Consider the following 15,307-nt stretch of genomic DNA (forward strand, 5'->3'; position numbering starts at 1 on the left):
ACCCCGATTCCTGCACACCTACAATCACCACCGCCACCACACCGCCATCGGCGGACCACCCGCCAACCGCGTTCCCAACCTCTCTGGGCAGAACATCTAGAGCACCACGGGCGGCGTTCCGTGGGTGTGGAACGACTCGATCGTCCTGAGACCCCACGCCTGCCCCTTGGCCCGCTCCGTCTCGGTCCAGGTGATCACCTCGTGGTCGGGGGCGAGCAACAGACGCGCTCCGGCGTTGCAGAGTTCGATGCGGTTGCCGCCGGGCTCCCACACGTACAGGAAGAAGGTCTGTTGAATGGCGTGTTTGTGCGGTCCCGTCTCGATGTGCACGCCGGCCTCCAGGAACACGTCGGCGGCCCGCAGGATGTCCTCGCGGGTGTCGGTCGCGAACGCCACGTGGTGCAGTCTGCCTTCGGTGCCGGTCCAGTCGCGGGTGTAGACGAGGTCGTACGACTTGTCGGTGAACGTGTACCAGACGGCGGCCTTCGTGCCGTCGTTGAGCACGATCTGCTCGCTGGCCCGCCCGGTCAGAGCCGTGGCCAGGAACTCCTCGTTGACCGGAACGTCGCGGGCGAGGAAGTTGACGTGGTCGAGCCGCCGCACGTTGGCGCCGCGGCCGGGAAAGCGGGCGGCCTGGTTCTTCAGTGACGGGCGGGTCGCGTCCGAGGCCGTGTACCTGCGGGTCTCGTAGTAGATCCCGAACGGATGCCCGTCCGGGTCGGTGAAGTGGAAGACCGGGCCGTACCCGAACTCGTCGGAGATCCATCCCTCGCCGAGCCCGGCCGCCTCGAGGTCGCGGACCCGGCGTTCGAGGGCCTCCGGACTGCGCGCCCGGAGCCAGGTGCGGCCGATGCCGGACGTGTCCGTGCCGGCGACCTTGACGGTGAAGGCCTCGTAGTCGTCCCAGGCGTGCAGGTAGACGCTGTTCCCGCGGCGCTCGACGACCTCCATGGCCATCTGGTCGGTGAAGAACCGGACCGTGTCGTCGAGAACCGGCGTGCGGAGCTCGACCGCGGAGACGTGGGCGATGTCTCTCTCAGCCATGCGTGATGGCTCCTTCCGTGTTGCGACGCGGGTGGACTCGCCCCTCCACGAGCGGGCGGGCGGTGCTCACGACGGCGGACCGCCCGGCGTCGAGGTCGATCACGACGTCGGAGAAGCCGCTCGGATGTTCCAGCCTGATCGTGCCCGAGTGTCCGGTGTGCACGACACTGCCGGGCGTCGCCACCGCGGTCCCGACGGTCACCGCGGCGAGCACGCCGATCGAGGCATGGACGCGACGGGGGATGAACATCCGCGTCCCCAGCGTGCCACCGTTCGCCGGGGGAGAGGTCAGGCACATCTTGGGTACGGTCGACGCGCTCACCTCACCGAGGCCCATCACCTCACCGGCGAGCATCCGCAGCTCCTCCACCCGGCGGCACGGCCGGCCGTCGGCGGACGCCCTGAGCGAATCGCTACCGGCCCTGGAGACCGGCACGATCTGGGCCGACCTCAACACCGCCGCCCCCGGCCTCAGGAACGGCTCGCCGCCCTCGGCGGTCGGCGGGCGCGGGTCGTCGACGTTGCCCTGATGTCCCCGGTACCCGGCCGCGGCCTCCGAACGCCGATGACCGCGAGCGGTCCGGCCGCCGCCGAACTCGCGGCAGTGCTGGGCGGTTTCGGCGCCTCGGTCGAGGTGCTGGACGGCCCGGTCGGCGCGGCCGCCACCCGCAAGCTGCTGCGTAGCGTCTTCTGCAAGGGCATGGCCGCCGCGGTGGTGGAGGCCATGGAGGCGGCGAAGGCGGCCGGGCTGGAGGAGTGGCCGCGCGGCAACATCCGCGACGAACTGATCCGAGGCAACGCCGCCACCCTGGACCGCCTGATCGACGGCTCGCTGAAGCACGGCCTAAAGGTCCAAGGACCGCGCGGCCATCTCCAGCAACGTCTCCACCGCCGACGCCGGGTCTGACGGGGGACTGATCGGGGCCGGGTCCACGCAGCGGTCGAGCAGCAGCTCGACCAGCGCCGCGCGATGGATGATCTCGTCGGGGTCGATCGCGCCGGGCAGGATGCGGATCTCGACGGTGTCGCGGACCGGGTCGTCGGTGAGCACCTGGGTCAGGTTGACGTCGAAGAACTTGGTGAGCCCGCCGTCCGTGGCGGCCTTGCGCAGCTCGTCGGTCGTCGGGGTGCCGGCGACCGCGGTGACCAGCGGTTCCGGGAGCGGGGCGAGGCGGCGGCAGGCCGGATTGGTGGCGAGCACCTCGCGCAGGGCGTCCCGGTAGTACGCGAACAGGCGTACCACATTGGCCAGGGCGGCCGGATCCCGGAACGGAGCACCGTCGACGTGCAGGTGCACGGCCGCCTCCCGGGGGACCGTGAACCCGAGTTCGGCCGCCGGTCCGAGGAGTTCGGCGAGGGCGGCGCGATGGCCTGTGGCCAGGGGCGGAGTGACGATCTCGCAGGGCCGTTCGCGTTCGCCGCCGGCCAGGGAGGCCAGCGCGATGGTGGCGCCGGCCGCGTCGTCGAGCCGGTGGATCCTGCCGTGCTGCTGGACCTCGGTTCCCCAGAGCCGGGCGGCCGGCTCCAGAACCTGCGCGAGCTTGCCGCCGGGGTCGCACTGCACGGCGAGCAGGCGCAGCAGGCGGGTGTCGTCGGTGAGGACGCGGAACCAGCCGGGGATCGCGGGTGCCCGCGGGTCGAGGCCGTGCAGCAGGGTGACGTCGTCGACCAGGGTGCAGACCGGTGAGCCGTCCCGTCGCCGTACGTCGAAACCCTGGGTGAGATGCAGGAACCGTCCCAGGCCGGGGACCAGGGACGGTTCGCTGTCGTGGTGCCAGATCGGCCGGACGCTGCCCCCACAGCGTCCGGCCACATCCATGGCGAGCGTGCGCCGGCTGACCCCGGGCGGGGCCATCAGCTCGATCTCGAAGCCGATCCGCCGGCGCAGCTCCGGTGTCACGGCTTGATCGGCAGCGTCTCGCCGGCCTGCAGCCGTCGTCCGGCCTCGACCTTGACTGCGTACGTGTCGTCCATCTTCCAGAGCTTGGCCAGCTTCGCGGCGTCCTCACCGTCGTAGCCGGCGTCCCAGAAGATGTTCGCCAGGCGGGCCTTCTTGCCCTCCTCGGCCTGCTTCTTGTCCGCCTTGACCGGCAGCGTCTCACCGGCGAGCAGGCGCTTGCCGGCCTCGACCTTGGCCTCGTACGGGTCGGCGATCTTCCAGAGCTTCGCCAGCGCGACGGCGTCGTCCCAGTCGTAACCGGACAGGAAGAACTCGTCGACCTGCTTCATCGTCTCGTCGTCGATGGGGTCCTCGGTGGCCGGCGTGTCGGGGTTCTGCCGCGGCTCGACCGGCAGTGTCTCGCCGGACAGCAGCTTCTTGCCGGCGACCGCCTTGACCTGGGCGATCTTGTCGGTGCCGAGCTTCCACAGCCCTGCCAGCTCCACGGCGTTGTCGTAGCCGTACCCGGCCTGGAAGTAGGCGGCCAGGCCCTCCTTGACCTCGTCCTCGGTGAGGGGCGCCGAGGGGTCGAGGGTGGGCGGGGTGCTCGGGGTGGCCGCCGGGGCGGCGACCTGGAAGGCGGGCGCGGCGGCCGGGTCGGCCGGCAGGATCCCGGGGAGCTGGGTGATGCCCGCGATCAGGCCGGCGCTCAGCGCCACCCCGCCCGCGGCCTGCGCACCACGACGGCGCCACTTGTATTTCTGCGCCAGTTCCTCGACGCGGGCGTAGACCGCTGCTGGATCCGGCGTCTCTTTCTCGTGCTTGGTGAAGGCTTCGCGCAGCCGGTCTCCGTGCTCAGTCACGACCTCTCCTCGGCATGGACCCGTAGTTCCGACTCCTTGTCGAGCCGGAGGATGTTCAGTGCCCTCGACGCGTGGCTGCGGACCGTGGCGGGTGCGCAACCCAGCAGGTCGGCGATGGTGTCGTCGTCCAGCTGCTCGTAGTACCGCAGGACCAGCACCGCCCGCTGCTTGCGCCCGAGGGCGGACAGCCGGTGCCAGAGCGCGTCGGCCTCGACCACACCGTCGGCGTGGTCGCGGGCGCCGCCGCGCGCGTCGTCCAGCTCGATGAGCCGTTCGCCGGCCGCGTGGATGTGCCTTACCGCCCAGCTGCGCCGCCACGACAGATACTCGTTGAGCACCATCCGGCGGACATACGCCTCGGGCGAGTCGGCATCACTGATCCGTTTCCAGCGCACCTGGGCACGGGCCAGCACCTCCTGCACCACGTCCTGCGCCAGATCCCGGTCGCCGGTGAGGACGACCGCGTAGCGCAACAGGCTGGGCAGGCGGGCCAACGCGAATTGCTCGAAGGTCACACCTCATCGACGCATCCCGGGCCCGAGTTGTGCAGTCGGTTCCGAAGATATTTTTTCTGGGCCACCCCGGTAGATAGGCAGACTGCTAAGCAGCTAGCCTGCCTAGCATGACTCCCCGGCCGTGGCTGCACGGCTTCCTCGACCTGTGCCTGCTCGCGATGCTGCGCGAGCGGCCCGACTACGGCTACGGGCTGGCCCAGCGGCTGGCCGCGGCCGGCGTCGCCGACATCCCCGGCGGGACTCTCTATCCGGCGCTGCTGCGCCTGGAGCAGCAGGGACTCGCCTCACCCAGCTGGGGGCCGTCGGAGAGCGGCCCGCGCCGGAAGTATTACGCGATCACCCCGGCCGGGCTCGACGCGCTGAGTGCGCAGGCAGACGAGTGGCGGGGCTTCCGCGACGGCGTCGACGCGCTGATCGGGGAGCACGTGCGATGAACGACTGGCCGCACCGCTTCGAGACCGAGCTGGTCCGGCTCGGTCTGCAGCCGGAACGCGCCCACCGGCTCAGCGTGGAGACCGCCGCGCAGGCCGGTGAGCACGCGGCCGACCCGGATCATTTCTTCGGTCCGGCCCACCTGTACGCCCGTCATCTCGTCGCCGAGCTGCGGGTCTCCACGTTCGAGGAGAAGCGCGCCGAGGCCGGCCGGGTGATGCTCCGGCTGGCCGGGGTGACCAAGCGGTACCGTCGCCGGACCGTTCTGGCCGGCGTCGACCTCACCGTCCGCGGCGGCGAGGTGGCCGCGATCGTCGGCGCGAACGGCTGCGGCAAGTCCACGCTGCTGAGAATCTGCGCCGGGCTCACCGCGCCGACCAGCGGCACGGTCCAGCGCATCCGGCGGGTCGGTTTCGTCCCGCAGGACGGCGGGACCGCCGGGTGGCTGACCGCCGACGAGCACTTCACGCTCTTCGGTGCCGCGGCCGGCATCGCGCCCCGCAAGGCCCGGTCCACCGGCGCGCATCTGGCGTCCCTGCTCGCCTGGCGGCCCACGGCCGCCCAACCCGTTCAAGAGCTCTCCGGCGGTACGCGACAGAAGCTCAACCTGGTCCTCGGTGAGCTGCACGGGCCCGACCTGCTGCTTCTCGACGAGCCGTACCAGGGATTCGACCAGGGGTCGTACCTCGACTTCTGGCGTCAGGTTCACGTCTGGCGTGACGCCGGCCGTGCGGTCGTGGTGGTCACCCACCTGCTGCACGAGTTGCAGCACGTCGACCACGTTCTGGATCTCGGAGGAGCCGCATGACCGCGCTCGTGGTCGCAGAGTTGTCCGCCCGCGAGGTGGGCCGGCGCCGGGTCGCCATCCTGCTGGTGATCTCGCTGCCGCTCTGGTTCTACCTGGTCCGGCGTGACCTGACCGGTCAGTCCACCCGGATGCTCATGACCGGCATCGCCTGGGCCGTCTCCACGCTCACCCTGTTCGTGGTCAACTCGGCCCGCGGGGTCGATCCACGGCTGCGGATCTCCGGGGCCTCCACCGCCGGGATCGTCGGGGGCCGGCTGATCGCGATGAGCGGCTTCGGGGCGCTGCTGGCCGGAGGCTACTTCGCGCTGGTCGCGATCGACCAGGACATCGACCGGGCCTGGGCGGTGGCCCTGCTGATGCTGATCACCGCGTTGATCGCGGTTCCGTTCGGCAGCCTGGTCGGTGCGTTGCTGCCGCGTGAGCTGGAAGGCGCGCTGGCCCTGTTCAGCGTCTGCGCGGTGCAGATGCTCGCCGACCCGGCCGGCACGGTCGCCAAGTTCCTGCCGTTCTGGTCGGGCCGGGAGATCGGCACGTACGCGATCGACGGTGCCGCCACCGACCTGCTCTGGCGCGGTCTGGCCCACGGCGTGCTGGTCTGGACCCTGTGCACCGGCCTCACTCTGGCGATCTTCGCGCGCCGGCTGCGCCTCGAGCGCTACCCCGAACCGGACCCGGAGCCGCAAGGTATTCATTAATTTGGATGTTTGAATAGCCAATCGTGACCGTCCGGCCGTTCCGCCGTCTCATGTGGACCGAGAGACTCCTGTCGCACGTTGCTGAGCCAACGAAACGACGGGGGATCCATGCGAAAGCAACTCAGGCGGGCGGTCACGGCTACGCTCGCGACAGTCCTCGCCTCGACGGGACTGGCGGCCGTGGCCGCACCGGCGCAGGCGGCGCCGATCGGTGACCATGTCATCTTCTGGAACAACGTCCTGCTCAAGACGTACCGGACGGCCGGCGGCGCACCCGGGCCGCTGGCCAGGTCCGGCGCGATGATGCACAACGCGATGTTCAACGCGGTCAACGCGATCAACTGCAACCGCACCGGCTCGTACGACGACTTCAACTGCCTGGCCATCGACTACACCGGCGGTGTCCCGATCACGAACTGGGCGAACCCGGACGTCGAGACGGCGATCGACTACGCCGCCCAGACCGTGCTCAGCAGTCTCTACCCGGCGATCAGCTTCTCCGCCGACCTGGCCGCGGCGCAGGACGGCATCGCCGTCGACGCCTCCCAGCAGCAGGGCCGCAGCGTCGGCGTGAAGGCCGGTCAGAACATGGTCGCCAGCCGCGACGGGAACCTGGACCGGTCCACCCACAACACCACGTACACCCTGGTGAACCAGCCGGGCTTCTGGCGGCCCACCGGGTCGGGCAACGCGGCCACCCCGGGCTGGGGCCAGGTCGTGCCCTTCTCCCGGTTCACCGAGTCCTACAAGCTGTCCAGCCTGCGCCCGGCTCTCCCGGGCGGCTACTCGACGATGCCGTCGCTGCTGGCGAGTTCGGCGTACGCCACGCAGGTCAACGAGGTCAAGAGCCTGGGCCGGGCGACCGGCTCGACCCGGACCAGCGAGCAGACGCAGATCGCGTGGTACTGGGCGAACGACCTGGACGGCACGTACAAGCCGCCGGGTCAGCACTTCGCGCACACCCAGGTGGTGTCGGCGGGCCGCGGCCTGGACCAGATGGCGAACCTGCGGCTCTTTGCCCTGGTCAGCGCCGCGATGGCGGACGCCGCGATCGTCGCCTGGGACGCCAAGTACCTGACCGCGATCGACCTGTGGCGTCCCGAGTCGGCGATCCAGCTGGCCGGCACCGACAACAACGCCGCCACGACGGCTGACACCGCGTGGAAGCCTCTGTCGGCCGACCGGAACGGCGTCAACTTCAGTCCCGCGTTCCCCGCCTGGATCTCCGGTCATGCCACCTTCGGCGGCGCCTGGGCCAAGAGCATGGAGCGCTACTTCGGCACCGACGCCATCACCTTCACCGGCGGCACCGAAGATCCGCACGCGGTCGGGGTGACCAGGACCTTCACCAGTTTCAGCGCGGCCGCGCAGGAGGACGCCCGCAGCCGCATCTATCTCGGCGTCCACTACTCCTGGGACGGCACGCAGGGCAACGCCGCCGGTGCCAAGGTGGGCGACTACGTGGCGAACAAGCTGTTCCAGAAAGTGATCAACGGTGGCGGCTTCTCCTCCGCGCAGACCTGTGACGAGACCGGCGACGACGCGGTCTACGCCAACAAGATCTACAGCGCCTACAGCTGCCGCCAGAACAGCGCCACCTCGTGGACGCTGATCTACTACCCCTGGCCCTGACCCTCCGGAATCCGCGGGATGTTCACGTCGGGGCGGATCCTGCCGATGGTAGGTCTGTCCCGACCCCCGTGAGCGGTGTTCCGCAGAGGTGAATGATGAGCAACCCAGCTGGTTCGATTGCCCTTCCGCACGTGGAGGGAGGGCTGGCCGCGATCGACCTGCCGGAGATCGGTTCCCCGATGTTCCTCGTCCTCGGTGCCGGCGTGAATCTCCGCTCGAGGCTCGAGTCCGTCGACGGCGAGACGTTCAGTGTGGCCGCCCCGCTGGAGACCAACGACTTGGCGGTGCTCGAGCCGGGCCGTGAGTTCGAGGTGTTCTGGGTCCCGCCGCGCACGCGGATCGTGCTGCCGGTCCGGCTGGTCGTCGTGTCGGGCAGTGCGCCGCTGCGGTGGACGCTGGTCCCGACCGGCGGCGCGCGTACCGACAACCGGCGCGAGTACGTGCGCGGCGGCGCCGGTGCGGTCGTCCGGCTCGAGGCCGAGGTGAGCGGCCAGCCGGCCGAGGGTGTGCTGCTCGACATCAGCGAGGGCGGCCTGCGCTGCTGGATCGACGAGGTGACCTCGCTGGCCCAGGGCGACCACGTCGAGGCGACGGTGTGGCTGGGCACCGCCGAGGCGAAGCTGAGCGGGGTGGTCCACACCGTGCGCGAGGCGCCGGACGGCGACCCGGGCCAGCACCTGATCCTCACCTTCGACACCCCGGAGGAGGTGGCGCAGACGATCCGGCAGTACATCCTCGCCTGGGAGATCGGCGAGCGCCGCCGTAACAAGCGGACGTAGCATCCCGCCCGCGAGTCAGCGGCGGCGCCGGCGGCGCACGATGGAGCGGATCACCAGGAAGCCGGCGACGAGGGCGAGCTGGCCGCCGACGACGATCTTGTTGACGTCGACGGCCGGTCGCCAGCACACGTCGCCGTCGCGGATCAGGAAGACGCCAGCCGGTCGCGCCTCGAAGCCGAAGCCACCGCCGACGCCCTCACCCTGCGGGTTGTCGCTGTTCACGGGCGCGCCGCTGCCGCCGCCCGCACCCCCACCGGCCTTGATGGTGGCGACCGGAACGACGGTGACGCCGTCGCGTTCGATCGGCTCGCCGAAGACGCGGGACACCGTGGCCGCCTCGGTGCCGGTCCGGATTCGTTCCAGGATCTCGGATGCGCTCATCTTCGATGACATCAGGTCACCATCGCACGACCGTGCGTCTATCCGCTCACCCCTGAGGGTGGGGCGGTGCTGCCGCGGATCACCAGGCGGGTCGGGACCAGATCGGTGCCGGGGCCCGCCGGCTCGTCGTGGATCTGGCCCAGCAGGGCGTCCACGCAGCGGCGTCCCACCTCGGCGAAGTCCTGGTGGACCGTGGTGAGCGGAGGCAGGTAGGAGCCGGCGTCGGCGATGTCGTCGAAGCCGACCACGCTGACGTCGGCAGGGACCCGGCGGCCGCGTTCGTGCAGGGCGCGCAGGACGCCGAGCGCCATCTGGTCGTTGGCCGCGAAGATCGCCGTGCAGTCCGGGTCGGCGGCCAGGCGCAGGCCCGCGTGGTAGCCCGAGTCCGCCGACCAGTCACCGCGCTCCGGCGGCGCGACCGGCCGCCCGGCCTCCTCGAGGATCTGCCGCCATGCCCCGGCCCGCCGTTCGGCGGCGAACGACTCGACCGGCCCGGCCACGTGCCGGACCGTACGGTGGCCGAGCTCGAGCAGATGCCGGACCGCCTGCCGCGCCCCGTCGGCCTGGTCGGTGTCCACCACCGGATAGCGGTCGCCGGCGTCCGAGTCGACGACCACCACGTGCACGCCCGGCGGAATGGCGACCGCGGACGCGTCGAGCAGGTGCACCTCGATGATGAGAACGACGCCGTCGACCGCGAGCTCGCCCATTCTTGTGAACGCTCCCATGACATTGTCCTGGGTCGGCGCGCCCACCGGGATGAGTGTTATGGCGTAGCCCTCGGCGGCGGCGTGGGTGGCGATGGCCTCGACCGTGCGGCTGTTGCCGGTGGAGGCCAGCCCGAACAGGATGACGCCGATGGTGTTGAACCGTCCGTAGCGCAGCGAGCGGGCCGCGCTGTTGGGCCGGTAACCGAGTTCGCTCATCGCCGCGAGGACCTGTTCACGGGTGGTCTCGACGACGCCGGGGGAGCCGTTCGCCACGCGGGACACGGTCTGCGAGGAGACGCCGGCGAGACGGGCCACGTCGGCCATGGAGACGCGCTGCTTACGGCGGCCGCCCGGGACGTCCGAAGCGGCACGGAGCCGGGGTGGTTCGATCTTGATCACTCCTTGACCGTGATTTGTGGCCCGTGCCACTATACGGCAGTCATGTTTACGTAAACATGACGTCCATGTTTACGTAAACATCCTCGGGAGGGGGCAGGGTTGACCCGGCGTTCATGGATCGGGTGGCAATTCACCGGTCCGTTCCTCGCGGTGTTCACGCTGGTGTTCCTCGCGCCTATCGCGTACTCCGTCTATCTCAGCGTGTTCCGCACCCGCCTGGTCGGCGGCACCACCTTCGTCGGCCTGGAGAACTACACGAAGGCCCTGAGCGACCCTCAGTTCTGGGAGGCGCTCGGCCGGGTCTCGCTGTTCCTGGTCGTCCAGGTGCCGATCATGCTGGGCCTGGCCCTGCTGGTGGCGCTGGCCATCGACAGCGGACGGCTCCACGGCGCCGGCTTCTTCCGGATCGCGATCTTCCTGCCCTACGCGGTCCCGGCCGTCGTCGCCGCGGTGATGTGGGGCTTCCTCTACGGCACCCGGTTCGGGCTGGTCGGCAACATCAACGAGGCGCTCGGCGTCACGCTGCCCGACCCGCTCTCGCCGGACCTGATCCTTGCCAGCATTGGCAACATCGTGACCTGGGAGTTCGTCGGCTACAACATGCTCATCCTGTACTCCGGGCTGCGGGTCGTGGACACCGCGCTCTACGAGGCGGCCGCGATCGACGGCGCCGGCCAGTTCCGGATCGTCCGGTCGATCAAGCTGCCGGCGCTGCGCGGACCGCTCGTCGTGGCCACCGTGTTCTCGATCATCGGCAGCTTCCAGCTCTTCAACGAGCCGCAGATCCTGGACACCCTCGCGCCGAACTCGATCACCACCTACTTCACCCCGAACATTTACGCCTACCAGCTGTCCTTCGCCGGGCAGCAGATCAATTACTCGGCCACCATCGCCCTGATCATGGGCGTGGCCACGACGGTCGTGGCGTACCTCTTCCAGCGCCGCAGCATGCGGGGGATCTCATGAGGAAGCAGCCGCGCAGCATCACCCTCACCGTCGTGACCGGCGTGATGCTGGTCTACACCCTGCTCCCGCTGGTCTGGCTGGCGATCAGCGCGACCAAGACACAGCAGGATCTGCTCGGCACGTTCGGCCTGTGGTTCTCCGGTGACTTCGCGCTGTTCGACAACATCTCGCGCACGTTCGCCTACCAGGACGGGATCTTCGGGCGCTGGCTGCTGAACACCCTGCTCTACGTGGTGGCCGGCGCGGGCGGGGCCACCATGCTGGCCGCACTCGCCGGGTACGGCCTGGCCAAGTTCGACTTCGCCGGGCGCCGCGTGGTCTTCGCCGTCATCCTCGGCGGCATCGCCATCCCCGGGACCGCTCTGGCCGTACCCACCTTCCTGATGTTTGCGAAGTTGGGTCTGACCGACACGCCGTGGGCGATCATCATCCCGTCGCTGGTGTCGCCGTTCGGCCTCTACCTGATGTGGACGTACGCCACCGACGCGGTGCCCAACGAGATCCTCGAGTCGGCGCGCGTCGACGGGGCCGGCGAGTTCCGGACCTTCTTCAAGCTCGCCCTGCCGCTGCTGGCGCCGGGGCTCGTCACGGTCCTGCTCTTCAATCTCGTGTGGACGTGGAACAACTTCTTCCTGCCACTGATCATGCTGAAGGACCCCGACCTCTACCCGCTCACGCTGGGCCTTTACCAGTGGAGCGAGCAGGCCACCACGGTCGGCGGCGACGTCGTCTACGACCTGGTGATCACCGGATCGCTGCTCACCATCATCCCCCTCATCGTGGCCTTCCTGCTGCTGCAGCGCTTCTGGCAGTCGGGTCTGACCACGGGAAGTGTCAAACAGTAATCCCCCTCCTCCCGAAGGGAACCCCTCAATGATGATCACCCGTCGGCGCGCGCTCCTGGGCGCCGCGCTGTCGATAAGCCTGCTGGCCACCGGTTGTTCCGGCTCCGACGACGGCGACACCGGCGGCACGGCCGCCACGAGTGTCTCCGAGGCGGACGTCACGGCCGCCCTGGAGGCGGGCGGCAACATCACGGTCTGGGCGTGGGACACCACGATCACCAAGGTCGCCGCCGACTTCCAGACCAAATACCCCAAGGTCAAGATCAACCTCGTCAACGCGGGTACGGGCAACGACCAGTACACGGCCCTGCAGAACGCCATCACGGCCGGCACGGGCATTCCCGACGTGGCGCAGATCGAGTACTACGCGCTGCCCCAGTTCTCCCTGGCCAAGTCGGTCGCGGACCTGAACACGTACGGCGCGAAGTCCCTGGACGGCACGTTCACCCCCGGCACCTGGAACTCGGTGCACGCCGGCGACAAGATCTACGGCCTGCCGATCGACTCCGGGCCGATGGCGCTCTTCTACAACAAGGAGGTCTTCGACAAGCACGGCATCGCCGTGCCGACCACCTGGGCCGAGTACGCGGCGGCCGCCGAGAAGCTGCACACCGCCGACCCGAAGGCGTACATCACCAGCGACAGCGGTGACGCCGGATTCACCACGAGCCTCATCTGGCAGGCCGGCGGCAAGCCGTACCAGGTCAACGGCACCGAGGTCACGGTCAACTTCGGCGACGCGGGCAGCCAGAAGTTCGCGACCGAGTGGCAGAAGCTGATCGAGAAGAAGCTGCTCTCGCCGGTTCCCGGCTGGACCGACGAGTGGTACAAGGGCCTCGGCGACGGCACCATCGCCACCCTGGTCACCGGCGCGTGGATGCCGAGCAACCTGGAGAAGGGCGCCGCGGCCGCCAACGGCAAGTGGCGGGTCGCGCCGATGCCGCAGTGGGAGGCCGGCGGCAAGTCGACCGCGGAGAACGGCGGCAGCTCGCTCGCCATCCCGGAGAAGGCCCCGAACAAGACGCTCGCCTGGGCGTTCCTGAAGTACGCCGCCGTCGACGAGGGCGCGCAGACCCGGATCGCCGACGGCGCCTTCCCGGCCACCACCAAGCACCTCGCGGACCCCGCCTTCCAGGGCAAGGAGTTCCCGTACTTCGGTGGCCAGAAGGTCAACGAGGTTCTCGCCGCGTCCGCCGGTCAGGTCGTCACCGGCTGGTCGTACCTGCCCTTCCAGGTCTACGCCAACAGCATCTTCAGCGACACCGTCGGCAAGGCCTACATCGGCCAGGGCAACCTGACCGACGGGCTGAAGGCCTGGCAGGACGCATCGGTCAAGTACGGCACGGAACAGGGCTTCACGGTTAAATGACGCAAAGCAACGAGACGACCCGGCGCTGGCTCCGCCGCGCCGGGTCGGCGCGTCTGGAATTCGGCGCGGACTACAACCCCGACCAATGGCCCCGCGAGTTCTGGGACGAGGACGTACGGGCCATGCGCGAGGCCGGCGTCACGGTCGTCTCCCTCGCCATCTTCTCCTGGGCGAGACTCGAACCCCGCGAGGGTGTGTACGACTTCGCGTGGCTCGACGAGGTGATGGATCTGCTCCACTCCGGCGGCATCACGGTCGACCTGGCCACCGCCACGGCCTCGCCGCCGCCCTGGCTGACCCGCAAGCACCCGGAGATCCTGCCGGTGACCCGCACCGGCGAGGTGCTGTCACCGGGCGCGCGCCAGCACTGGCGGCCCACCTCCCCGATCTTCCGGGAGCACGCGCTGCGCCTGGTCCGTGAGCTGGCCGTCCGCTACGCCGAGCACCCGGCGCTGGTGGCCTGGCACGTCAACAACGAGCTGGGCTGCCACAACATCTACGACTACTCCGACGACGCGGCGGCCGCCTTCCGGGTCTGGCTGCGAGACCGGTACGGCGACGTCGAAGCGCTCAACCACGCGTGGGGCACCGCGTTCTGGTCGCAGCGCTACGACGACTTCGAGGAGGTCCTGCCACCGCGGCTGGCCGCCTCGCACCCGAACCCGACGCAGCAGCTGGACTTCAAACGGTTCTCCTCGGATGCCCTCAAACAGCATCTGCGCGCCGAGCGCGACCTGCTGCACGGCATCACCCCGGAGGTGCCGGTCACCACGAACTTCATGGTGATGGGCGAGACGAAGGGCATGAACTACGCCGACTGGGCCGCCGAGGTCGACTTCGTCTCCAACGACCACTACGTGCTGCCCGGCCCGCAGGCCCGCGACGAGCTCAGCTTCTCGGCGAACCTGACCGGCAACCTGGCAGGCGGCCGGCCCTGGTTCCTCATGGAACACTCCACGAGCGCGGTCAACTGGCAGCCGGTCAACGTCGCCAAGAAGCCCGGTGAGCTGGAACGGGACTCACTCACCCACGTGGCCCACGGCGCCGACGCGGTCTGCTACTTCCAGTGGCGGCAGTCGAAGGCCGGCGCGGAGAAGTACCACTCGGCGATGCTGCCGCACGCCGGCACCGACAGCGAGGTGTTCCGCGGCGTGGTCCGGCTCGGGCAGCGGCTGCGGGAGATGGCGCCGGTCGCCGGTTCGCACCGCCGCCGGGCCGAGGTCGGCATCGTCTTCGACTGGGAGTCGTGGTGGGCCGCCGAGCACGACTCGCACCCCACCGACCGGCTGCGCTACCGGCAGGAGGCGCTCGACTGGTATACGGCCCTGCTCGACGCCGGGGTGCGTGCCGACGTGCTCCCGGTGGGCGGGCCGCTGGAGGAGTACCGGGTCCTGATCGCCCCGATCCTGCACGTCGTTCCCGCCGCGCTCGCGGGTCGGCTGCGTGACTGGGTTGCCGCGGGCGGGCACCTGGTCACCACGTACTTCTCCGGGATCGTGGACGAGAACGACCACGTCTGGCTCGGTGGCTACCCGGGACCGCTGCGTGACGTGCTGGGCATCCGGATCGAGGAGTTCGGTCCGCTGCTCGACCACGAGAGCGTCGAGCTGGACAACGGCACGACCGGCACCCTCTGGAGCGACCGGATCGACGTGACCGGCGAGGACGTCGAGGTGCTGGCCCGGTACAAGACCGGGGAGCAGGCGGAGCGGGCGGCGGTCACCCGGCGCCGGGCAGGGGACGGGTCGGCGGCGTACGTCTCCACCCGCCTCGGCCCCGACGGTCTGGCCCCGCTGCTGCCGGCCCTGCTCGGTCCGGCCGGGGTGCGCGGCGAACTGCCGCCGGAACTCGCCGGCCGGGTCGAGCTGGCGATCCGCGGCGACCACTGGTTCCTGATCAACCGGACCGACGAGCCGGTGGACCTCAGCGCACTGCCGGGCGCGGGGCTCCTCGGACCACGCGGGGTGACAGTTCTTCACCGGGGATGAGG

The 15,307-nt window shown here is 69.9% G+C and carries 17 protein-coding genes; 10 read left to right on the plus strand and 7 right to left on the minus strand.

Annotated features, from left to right (window positions below):
- Positions 1 to 96: 96 nt before the first annotated feature.
- Positions 97 to 1,044, minus strand: coding sequence for a VOC family protein (locus CLV67_RS28370; protein WP_106323737.1), 948 nt, complete (start codon positions 1,042 to 1,044; stop codon positions 97 to 99).
- Positions 1,037 to 1,501, minus strand: a complete 465-nt coding sequence (locus CLV67_RS28375) for a PrpF domain-containing protein (RefSeq protein ID WP_373873223.1) — start codon at positions 1,499 to 1,501, stop codon at positions 1,037 to 1,039. Before CLV67_RS28375 ends, CLV67_RS28370 begins: the two co-directional genes overlap by 8 nt.
- 72 nt (positions 1,502 to 1,573) lie before the next feature.
- Here CLV67_RS28375 and CLV67_RS28380 point away from each other — a divergent pair, with 72 nt between their 5' ends.
- Positions 1,574 to 1,951, plus strand: a complete 378-nt coding sequence (locus CLV67_RS28380) for a hypothetical protein (RefSeq protein WP_146169317.1) — start codon at positions 1,574 to 1,576, stop codon at positions 1,949 to 1,951.
- Here the strand turns inward: CLV67_RS28380 and CLV67_RS28385 are convergent.
- Genes CLV67_RS28385 through CLV67_RS28395 form a run of 3 tightly spaced genes read right to left on the minus strand, consistent with a single transcriptional unit; the run spans position 1,889 to position 4,301 of the window.
- Positions 1,889 to 2,944 (minus strand): amidoligase family protein, encoded by a 1,056-nt coding sequence (locus tag CLV67_RS28385; RefSeq protein WP_106323743.1) that lies wholly within the window; start codon positions 2,942 to 2,944, stop codon positions 1,889 to 1,891. The genes CLV67_RS28380 and CLV67_RS28385 overlap by 63 nt on opposite strands.
- Positions 2,941 to 3,786 carry a hypothetical protein gene (locus tag CLV67_RS52075; RefSeq protein WP_170154033.1) on the minus strand — a complete coding sequence of 282 codons (846 nt, stop codon included), beginning with the start codon at positions 3,784 to 3,786 and terminating at the stop codon, positions 2,941 to 2,943. Before CLV67_RS52075 ends, CLV67_RS28385 begins: the two co-directional genes overlap by 4 nt.
- Positions 3,783 to 4,301, minus strand: coding sequence for a SigE family RNA polymerase sigma factor (locus tag CLV67_RS28395; RefSeq protein WP_106323745.1), 519 nt, complete (start codon positions 4,299 to 4,301; stop codon positions 3,783 to 3,785). Before CLV67_RS28395 ends, CLV67_RS52075 begins: the two co-directional genes overlap by 4 nt.
- Positions 4,302 to 4,408: 107 nt before the next feature.
- On the opposite strand from CLV67_RS28395, the gene CLV67_RS28400 reads away from it, so the two are divergent.
- The 5 genes from CLV67_RS28400 to CLV67_RS28420 all read left to right on the plus strand — a co-directional run bounded on the left by CLV67_RS28400 (position 4,409) and on the right by CLV67_RS28420 (position 8,647).
- Positions 4,409 to 4,735 carry a PadR family transcriptional regulator gene (locus CLV67_RS28400; RefSeq protein WP_106323747.1) on the plus strand — a complete coding sequence of 109 codons (327 nt, stop codon included), beginning with the start codon at positions 4,409 to 4,411 and terminating at the stop codon, positions 4,733 to 4,735.
- Positions 4,732 to 5,541 carry an ATP-binding cassette domain-containing protein gene (locus tag CLV67_RS28405; RefSeq protein ID WP_106323749.1) on the plus strand — a complete coding sequence of 270 codons (810 nt, stop codon included), beginning with the start codon at positions 4,732 to 4,734 and terminating at the stop codon, positions 5,539 to 5,541. Before CLV67_RS28400 ends, CLV67_RS28405 begins: the two co-directional genes overlap by 4 nt.
- On the plus strand, positions 5,538 to 6,236 hold the full coding sequence (locus tag CLV67_RS28410; protein WP_106323751.1) for an ABC transporter permease: 699 nt from the start codon (positions 5,538 to 5,540) through the stop codon (positions 6,234 to 6,236). The genes CLV67_RS28405 and CLV67_RS28410 overlap by 4 nt, the downstream gene beginning before the upstream one ends.
- A gap of 108 nt (positions 6,237 to 6,344) precedes the next feature.
- Positions 6,345 to 7,868 (plus strand): vanadium-dependent haloperoxidase, encoded by a 1,524-nt coding sequence (locus tag CLV67_RS28415; RefSeq protein WP_203737918.1) that lies wholly within the window; start codon positions 6,345 to 6,347, stop codon positions 7,866 to 7,868.
- A gap of 131 nt (positions 7,869 to 7,999) precedes the next feature.
- Positions 8,000 to 8,647 (plus strand): PilZ domain-containing protein, encoded by a 648-nt coding sequence (locus CLV67_RS28420; protein WP_239166989.1) that lies wholly within the window; start codon positions 8,000 to 8,002, stop codon positions 8,645 to 8,647.
- Positions 8,648 to 8,662: 15 nt separating this feature from the next.
- Here the strand turns inward: CLV67_RS28420 and CLV67_RS28425 are convergent, their stop codons facing one another.
- Positions 8,663 to 9,040, minus strand: a complete 378-nt coding sequence (locus CLV67_RS28425; protein WP_203737920.1) for a spore germination protein GerW family protein — start codon at positions 9,038 to 9,040, stop codon at positions 8,663 to 8,665.
- Positions 9,041 to 9,066: 26 nt separating this feature from the next.
- Positions 9,067 to 10,062, minus strand: a complete 996-nt coding sequence (locus CLV67_RS28430; protein WP_106324221.1) for a LacI family DNA-binding transcriptional regulator — start codon at positions 10,060 to 10,062, stop codon at positions 9,067 to 9,069.
- Between the two features lie 174 nt (positions 10,063 to 10,236).
- On the opposite strand from CLV67_RS28430, the gene CLV67_RS28435 reads away from it, so the two are divergent.
- From CLV67_RS28435 to CLV67_RS28450, 4 genes are read left to right on the plus strand one after another with little or no spacing between them, the layout of a single operon-like run.
- The gene (locus CLV67_RS28435) at positions 10,237 to 11,103 is read left to right on the plus strand and encodes a carbohydrate ABC transporter permease (RefSeq protein ID WP_106323755.1); all 867 of its coding nucleotides are present in this window, start codon (positions 10,237 to 10,239) and stop codon (positions 11,101 to 11,103) included.
- Positions 11,100 to 11,948, plus strand: a complete 849-nt coding sequence (locus tag CLV67_RS28440) for a carbohydrate ABC transporter permease (protein WP_106323757.1) — start codon at positions 11,100 to 11,102, stop codon at positions 11,946 to 11,948. The genes CLV67_RS28435 and CLV67_RS28440 overlap by 4 nt, the downstream gene beginning before the upstream one ends.
- Positions 11,949 to 11,976: 28 nt before the next feature.
- Positions 11,977 to 13,317: an ABC transporter substrate-binding protein gene (locus tag CLV67_RS28445; RefSeq protein WP_106323759.1), complete on the plus strand. Its 1,341-nt coding sequence runs from the start codon at positions 11,977 to 11,979 to the stop codon at positions 13,315 to 13,317.
- On the plus strand, positions 13,314 to 15,305 hold the full coding sequence (locus CLV67_RS28450) for a beta-galactosidase (protein WP_106323761.1): 1,992 nt from the start codon (positions 13,314 to 13,316) through the stop codon (positions 15,303 to 15,305). The genes CLV67_RS28445 and CLV67_RS28450 overlap by 4 nt, the downstream gene beginning before the upstream one ends.
- The last annotated feature ends 2 nt before the right edge of the window (positions 15,306 to 15,307 follow it).

The sequence above is a fragment of the Actinoplanes italicus genome, assembly GCF_003001815.1.
In the GTDB taxonomy this organism is placed as follows: Bacteria; Actinomycetota; Actinomycetes; order Mycobacteriales; family Micromonosporaceae; genus Actinoplanes; species Actinoplanes italicus.